The organism is Micromonospora sp. NPDC048999 (genome assembly GCF_040649295.1).
GTDB lineage: Bacteria > Actinomycetota > Actinomycetes > Mycobacteriales > Micromonosporaceae > Micromonospora.
In genome coordinates, this window is record NZ_JBEZFI010000001.1 from 893,294 (window position 1) to 900,253 (window position 6,960).

The window sequence follows — 6,960 nt, forward strand, 5'->3', positions numbered from 1 at the left end:
CCGCTGATTATTGGAGCCGAGTCTCTTAAGATAAAGCGTTCTTTTCTAACGGTTACCCGTCACATTTACTTATGAGTAGGGGCCCGATGCTCGATGTCCGCCGCCTCCGCGTGCTTCGCGAGCTGAGCATCCGGGGCACCCTTGCCGATGTGGCGCTCGCGCTGCACCAGAGCCCGTCCGCGATCTCCCAGCAGCTGTCCCAGCTGGAGAAGGAGGCGGGCGTCCCCCTGCTACGCAAGGCGGGACGTCGGGTGCAACTGACGCCGCAGGCCGAGATCCTGATCGAGCACACCGCGGCCATCCTGGAACGGCTCGACCAGGCCGAGTCGGACCTCGCGTCCTCGCTGCACGAGGCGACCGGCACGCTGCGCGTCGCCGTGTTCCAGTCCGCCGCCCTCGCCTTCATGCCCGAGACGCTGGCGGCCCTCACCCGGACGCACCCCCGGCTCCGGGTGACGATGACCCAACGCGAGCCGGAGACCGCCCTGCGTGAGACCTGGGCGCGCGACTTCGACCTGGTGATCGCCGAGCAGTACCCGGGGCACGCGGCTCCGCACCACCCGGAGCTCGACCGGGTGCTGCTCACCACCGACGCGATCAACCTCGCCGTGCCCAGCACCGACGCGCCGTGGGACGGGATCCTGGGTATCCAGGACGCGCGCGACGTGCCCTGGGTGATGGAGCCGCGCGGCGCCGCCTCGCGACACTGGGCCGAGCAGGCGTGCCGGCAAGCGGGATTCGAACCCGACGTCCGCTACGAGACCGCCGACCTCCAAGCCCACCTCGCGCTGATCGAGTCGGGCAACGCCGTCGCGCTGATCCCGGACCTGATGCGGGTACGGCGTCCGCCCAACGTCCGCCTGGTGCCACTGCCCGACGGCCCGCGACGGACGATCTTCACAGCGGCTCGGCGCGCCTCGGAGAGCGGGCCGGCCGTGCGGGCCTGCCGGGCGGCGCTGGACGAGGCCGTGAAGCGTGTCGCGCTGCACTGAGCGGCGTGCGACGGGCTGCGCGGACCGGCCGGGCCGGCGGGTTGCGGTGTCATTTGTCGAACCTCGGCCGAACCCGAGGTCCTGTCGGTAGACATAGACAGGTGGTCAACCACATTCGGGAGGCGGCATGCGGCGGCGGACCCCCAGGTGCACGGTGCTGCCGCAGCGTCAGCGGCCCGCCGGGCCGCGATAGCCGTACCGGTCGCTGACCGGATGGGCGACCTCCGCCGGCACAATCCGGGTACGGAACTCGCCCGGCGGCTCGTCCGACTGCTGGGTGGGCCGCAGCGGACCCGCGTCGTGCTGCTGCTCGCCTCGGTGTTGGCCCTCAACAGCGCGGACACCGGGACGATCGGGGCGGCCGCGAACCAGTTGGAGCGAGACCTGGGCATCAGCCACGCCCAGCTCGGCCTGCTGGCCGCTGTGTCGTCGGGGGTCGGCGCGCTGGCGTCCGTCCCGCTGGGCGTGCTCGCCGACCGGACCAACCGGGTACGCCTGCTGGTGCTCACCATCGCGCTCTGGGCGGTCGCGATGGTTGCCGGCGGGCTCGCCCCCAGCTACTGGTGGCTGCTGATGTCTCGGCTGCTGCTGGGCGCCGCCGTGGCGGCCTCCGGGCCGGTGGTGGTCTCGCTGACCGGCGACTTCGTCGCGCCGTCCGACCGGGCGAGCGTGCTCGGGTGGATCCTCACCGGCGAGATCGTCGGCGCCGGGATCGGCCTGGTGGTCGGCGGCGAGATCTCCGCGGCACTCTCCTGGCGGTACGCGTTCCTCCTGCTCGCCCTGGCGAGCGCCGGCCTGGTGGTGCTGCTGTGGAAGCTGCTGCCCGAGCCCGCGCGAAACGGGGCCGGATGGCTGGTTGACGAGCACGGCGGCGGGAAGCCCGGGGCGCGGACCGAACCGGAACGCCCGGAGGACGATCGGATGAGCGCCCTGGTGGCCGCCCAAGGCGTACAGCCGGCCCGGGAGAGGACCCTCACCGAGGACCCGAATCGGTGGTCACTGCGCCGGGCAATGATCTATCTGCTGGACATCCCGACGAACCGGCTGTTGATCGTGGCCTCGGCGACCGGCTACTTCTTCTTCGCCGGGCTGCGGACCTTCGTGATCGTCTTCGCGGTCCGGCATTTCCACATCTCACAGGAAGCGCTCGGCGGCCTGGTGCCGATCATCGGCGTGACGGCGCTGGCGGGCACGCTCCTCTCCGGCCGGCTCACCGACCACTTCCTCGCCCGGGGCCACACCGGCGTCCGGATCCTCGTCCCGGCGTTCGGCTACACCGTCGCCGCGATCTTCTTCGCGCCGGGGATATGGTCGAGCACCCTCCTGGTGGCGATCCCCCTGATCGCGCTCGGCGCCGGTGCGCTGGCCGCCGCCAACCCGCCGTTGGACGCGGCCCGGCTCGACATCGTGCCCGGCCGGCTCTGGGGCCGGGCGGAAAGCCTGCGAACCGTCCTCCGCCTCGCGGCGGAGTCGCTCGCCCCGGCGGCCTTCGGCTGGCTGGCGGATCAACTGGCCGGATCGGGAGGAGGCACATCCGGGACGGGTCTGCAAAACGCCTTCCTGATCATGCTGGTGCCACTGATGGCGAACGGGCTGATCCTCATCGCCGCTCGGCGGCACTATCCCATCGACGTGGCCACTGCTGCGGCGGCGCAGCGCTGACCGCCCGCGTCACAGGCGCTCAGGCGTGCGGATGCCGAGCAGGTGCAGGCCCTGCCGCAGCACCCGGGCGGTCAGGTCGGTCAGCACCAGCCGGCTGTCCCGCACCGGGCCGTCGGCCCGCAGCACCGGGCAGCGCTCATAGAAGGCGTTGAACGCGGCGGCGAGCCGGTGGAGGTAGCCGGCCAGGTGGTGGAACTCCAGGCTGTGTTCCACCGCCATGACCACCGTCCCGAAGCCGACCAGTTCGAGCGCGAGCGCCCGTTCGGCCGGCTCGGCCAGCGAGACTCCCGCGTCCGGCCGGGCCGCCACCCCCGCCCGCCGGAAGATCGACCGGATCCGGGAGTACGCGTACTGGAGGTACGGCGCCGTGTTGCCGTCCAGGGACAGCATCCGCTCCCAGTCCAGCACGTAGTCCTTGTGCCGGTCACTGGACAGGTCGGCGTACTTGATTGCGCCGATGCCGACCGCCCGGCCCACCTCGCCCGCCTCCGCCTCGCCCAGGTCCGGGTTGCGCTGCCGGGCGAGCGCGGTGGCCCGGGCCACCGCCTCCTCCAGCAGGGCCACCAGCTTGACCGACTCGCCGGCCCGGCTGCGCAGCATCCGCCCGTCCGGCCCGAGGATCGACCCGAACCCGACGTGCTCCGCCCGAGCCGGCGAGGGCAGCCAACCGGCCTGCGCCGCGGTCGCGTACACCATCTCGAAGTGCCGCCGCTGCGGCAGTCCCACCACATACAGCAGCCGGGTAGCGCCCAGCGTGCCGGTCCGGTGCCGGATGGCCGCCAGATCGGTCGCCGGATAGCCGTACCCGCCGTCGGACTTGCGCACGATCAGCGGCAGCGGCTCGCCGTCCCGGCCGACCGATCCGGCCGGAAACACGCACGCCGCCCCGTCGCTGCGCCGCAGCAGCCCGAGCCGGTCCAGGTCGTCCACCACCGGGCCGAGCAGGTCGTTGTAGCTGCTCTCGCCGTGGAAGTCCCGCTCGGTCAGGGTCACGTCGAGCAGGTTGTACACGCTCAGGAAGTAGCGTTCGGACTGCTCGACCAGGAGCCGCCACCGCCGCAGCGTCGCCTCGTCCCCGCCCTGCAACGCCACCACCCGCAGCCGGGACCGCTCGCGGAACGCCCCGTCGGCGTCGAACTTGGCCCGGGCCGCCTTGTAGAACGAGTCCAGGTCGCCCATGGACAGCTCCCGCACCGCCTCGGCCTCGCCCAGGTCGACCAGGTGTTCGATCAGCATCCCGAACGGTGTTCCCCAGTCGCCCAGGTGGTTGGCCCGGAGCACCCGGTGGCCCAGCCACTCCAACAGCCGGGCCGCCGCGTCGCCGATCACCGTCGACCGCAGGTGCCCGACGTGCATCTCCTTCGCCACGTTCGGCCCCGAGTAGTCGACCACCACGGCCTCCGGCTCGGCCGCCAGCGGCACGCCGAGCCGCGGGTCGGCGGCCAGCGTGGAGACCAGCCCTGCCAGCGCGTCGTCAGCCAGGGTCAGGTTGAGGAAACCCGGCCCGGAAACCTCCGCCGCGGCGCACAGATCGGCGAGCTCCGCGCGTTCCAGCACCTCGGTGGCGATGGCGCGCGGTGGTCGGCCGAGCCGCCGGGCCAGCGCCAGCGCCGCGTCGGACTGGAAGTCCGCGCGCTGCGAGCGCCGCACGACCGGGTCCACCGGTACGCCGGCCACCGTCTCGAACGCCGGCGCCAGCCGGTCGGTCAGCAGTTTCTCCAGATCCATGGGTACGCCGATCTCGCTCGGATCCGCCTCGCGCGGATCTCCAGACTCGGAATGCGGGCGGACCGAGGACGATCGGCGATGACCGGCGGCTCGATCCGCCGGTCGCAAGAGAAGAATGCTCAGCGCAGGCGGTCGCGGGACCGCCGGCGTCGCAGCGCGCCGACCTGGACGTCGGGGGACGTCGACTGGCGGGCGTGCGAGCTGGTCATGCCAGCAGCCTAACCGGCCGGCCCGGGGGCGGCGCAAGACCGTTCCCGGGCCGGTGTCCGGCGTACCCGAGGAGTCAGGACGGCGTGGCAACGGCCTTGCGGTACCGCTCGGCCCGCCGCCGCAGCTGGGTGTACGCGCTGGTCAGACCCATCGCCCGGCGGACCTCGACCAGGGTGCGGCGCACCTCGACCCGGGTCCGTTCGGTGCCCTCGAAGATCAGCTCGTCGACCAGGCCGCTCGCCGCCTCGAACCGGGCCCGCCGCTCCCGGATCGGGTCAAGGAACCGGTTGAGCGCGACCGCCAGCTCCTCCTTTACCTCGACGTCACCGACCCGGCCGGCCCGGTAGCGCTCCTTCAACTCCGCGACCTTCGCCCGGTCCGGATTGAACACGTCGTGGTACGCGAACACCGGGTTCCCCTCCACCGTCCCCGGCACGTCGGCGCGCACCCGGTTCGGGTCGGTGTACATCCCCATCACCTTGCGGCGCACGGTCGCCGGATCGTCGGAGAGCGCGATGGCGTTGCCCTTGCTCTTGCTCATCTTCCCCTGACCGTCCGCGCCGACCAGGGTGGGCGTCTCCGACATGATCATCTCGGGCACCGGGAAGACCTCGCCGTAGAGGTGGTTGAAGCGCCGCGCGATCTCCCGGGTCACCTCGACGTGCGCGGCGTTGTCCTTCCCCACCGGGACGACCTGCCCCTTCACGCAGAGGATGTCGGCGGCCTGGAGAACCGGGTAGCCGAGCAGGCCGTACGGCATCTCGTCCTTGCCGGCGTCCCGGCTCATCTCCTTGAGCGACGGGACACGCTCCAGCCGGGGCACGGTGACCAGGTTCTGCAAGAGGGTGTTCAGGTCGCCGACCTCGGGGATCGCCGACTGCAGGTAGAAGGTGGCCCGGTCCGGCTCGACGCCGGCGGCGAGGATGTCGGTGACCATCTCGCGGGCGTTGCGAGAGATCTGCTCGATGTCCGCGCGGCTGTTCCTGGTCGTGAGCATGTGCAGGTCGGCGATGATGAAGAAGCTCTCGTGCCGCTGGTGCAGCCGCACCCGGTTGGCGATGCTGCCGACGTAGTGGCCCAGGTGCAGCCGCCCGGTCGGGCGGTCGCCGGTGAGCATTCGTGCTGCGGTCATGGTGGTACGCCTTTCGTGCCGAGGAGCGATGGACAGGACGCGCGGGCGCGCGGAGGTGACCCGGGGGTGCCCGAGGTCAGTGGGATCGGCTGCTCAGAGCGCGAACCGCCATCGCCCGCCGGCGCGGAACCGCAACCCAACGGCACGGAGTGCGTCGAGGATCTGCTCCCGACCGTCGTCGACACGGGCCGGGAGAACCGGAGCGGCAGCCGCCGAGAGACCGTCGATGGTCTCCGGGGCGCAGGTGCTCGGCCGGACCATGCCTCGCAGGGTAGCCGGTCAGCCGGCATTCGCGGTTCCCATCGCAGTCTGTTGCGGTGGCCCGGATGCCCGCCAGCCGCTGGCATACTGGCCAGCCATGGTGTTGTCGCGTGGCTGGTCGCTCTTCCTGGTCGGGGTCGGTGTCTGGACCTGGGTCATCTGGCCGAGGTTCGCCGCCGCCATCTGGAACGACTCCCGCTCCTGGTCGAGCGGCACGATCGGGGTGGGCGCCCCGACCAGCTTTCTCTGGGTGCACGCACTGCTGATCGCCGCTTCGCTGACGATCGGTACCGCAGTCGGCGTGCTGGGGATCAGGGGCTGGCTGGCGGCTCGCCGTCGTCCCAACGCCTGACCAGCCGCCCTCCGCACGCTCGCTGAGGCGGCGACGGCACTGGCCCCGCCGCCTTGACCAGGCAGGATAGGTCGGCGGTGATCATGTGACGCGGGACGCTCGCCGCCGATTTGACGTTCAAACCCGAAACCGCGTAACTTTCTCTCTGCCAGCGCGGAACGGGGCAAACGGGATGAAAGCCCGGGGGCCCAGATCCAAGCCGGCACCGGGTCTGACAGGGGGCAGAGCTCCTGAAGGACACGGTCCGGGCGGAGCTCGCCGGAAACGCCGCAGGGCGGATTTGGCAGAGCGAAACCGACCGGGTAAGGTTGTCGACCGGCAGGGAACCGGGCGAGCTTGCGGACATCCGCAGCGGCCGGCCTGCCAAATCCGATGATCAAGCGCAGCGGTTCGCTGCTGCGCGAGCTCAGCGGACGCCAACCCGTACGAAGCACGACAGACCGGGACACACGGTTTGACACGGCGGAGACGGTGAGGTAACGTAGTAAAAGTGCCCGGCGCGAGAGCGGCGGGGGCGGTTGAACGAGATGCCCCGGATGGGGGTCCTGCGGTGCGGGGCTTTCGGATGGTGTGTGGTTGTTCTTTGAGAACTCAACAGGGTGCTTGATAAGCCAGTGCCAAAT

6 protein-coding genes are annotated in these 6,960 nt (G+C 71.2%); 3 read left to right on the top strand and 3 right to left on the bottom strand.

What is annotated here, in order from left to right; translation table 11 throughout:
• The first annotated feature begins 86 nt into the window (after positions 1-86).
• Both AB0C02_RS04310 and AB0C02_RS04315 read left to right on the top strand, forming a co-directional pair.
• Positions 87-992, top strand: coding sequence for a LysR substrate-binding domain-containing protein (locus AB0C02_RS04310; RefSeq protein ID WP_357540929.1), 906 nt, complete (start codon positions 87-89; stop codon positions 990-992).
• A gap of 213 nt (positions 993-1,205) precedes the next feature.
• The gene (locus AB0C02_RS04315; protein ID WP_357540931.1) at positions 1,206-2,654 is read left to right on the top strand and encodes an MFS transporter; all 1,449 of its coding nucleotides are present in this window, start codon (positions 1,206-1,208) and stop codon (positions 2,652-2,654) included.
• Positions 2,655-2,663: 9 nt separating this feature from the next.
• On the opposite strand, the gene argS is transcribed toward AB0C02_RS04315, so the two are convergent.
• The 3 genes from argS to AB0C02_RS04330 form a co-directional block, all read right to left on the bottom strand.
• Positions 2,664-4,382, bottom strand: a complete 1,719-nt coding sequence (gene argS, locus AB0C02_RS04320) for an arginine--tRNA ligase (protein WP_357540933.1) — start codon at positions 4,380-4,382, stop codon at positions 2,664-2,666.
• A gap of 283 nt (positions 4,383-4,665) precedes the next feature.
• Entirely contained in the window at positions 4,666-5,724 is a 1,059-nt protein-coding gene (gene trpS, locus AB0C02_RS04325) for a tryptophan--tRNA ligase (RefSeq protein WP_357540935.1), read from the bottom strand.
• 93 nt (positions 5,725-5,817) lie between these two features.
• A complete protein-coding gene (locus tag AB0C02_RS04330) occupies positions 5,818-5,985 on the bottom strand; it encodes a hypothetical protein (RefSeq protein WP_357540937.1) in 168 nt (55 codons plus the stop codon).
• 97 nt (positions 5,986-6,082) lie between these two features.
• On the opposite strand from AB0C02_RS04330, the gene AB0C02_RS04335 reads away from it, so the two are divergent.
• Positions 6,083-6,337, top strand: a complete 255-nt coding sequence (locus tag AB0C02_RS04335; protein WP_357540939.1) for a hypothetical protein — start codon at positions 6,083-6,085, stop codon at positions 6,335-6,337.
• Positions 6,338-6,960 lie beyond the last annotated feature (623 nt).

Coding starts and splice junctions, on each gene's coding strand:
- AB0C02_RS04310 (WP_357540929.1), top strand. CDS start 87: ATGCTCGATGTCCGCCGCCTCCGCGTGCTTCGCGAGCTGAGCATCCGG.
- AB0C02_RS04315 (WP_357540931.1), top strand. CDS start 1,206: ATGGGCGACCTCCGCCGGCACAATCCGGGTACGGAACTCGCCCGGCGG.
- argS (WP_357540933.1), bottom strand. CDS start 4,382: ATGGATCTGGAGAAACTGCTGACCGACCGGCTGGCGCCGGCGTTCGAG.
- trpS (WP_357540935.1), bottom strand. CDS start 5,724: ATGACCGCAGCACGAATGCTCACCGGCGACCGCCCGACCGGGCGGCTG.
- AB0C02_RS04330 (WP_357540937.1), bottom strand. CDS start 5,985: ATGGTCCGGCCGAGCACCTGCGCCCCGGAGACCATCGACGGTCTCTCG.
- AB0C02_RS04335 (WP_357540939.1), top strand. CDS start 6,083: ATGGTGTTGTCGCGTGGCTGGTCGCTCTTCCTGGTCGGGGTCGGTGTC.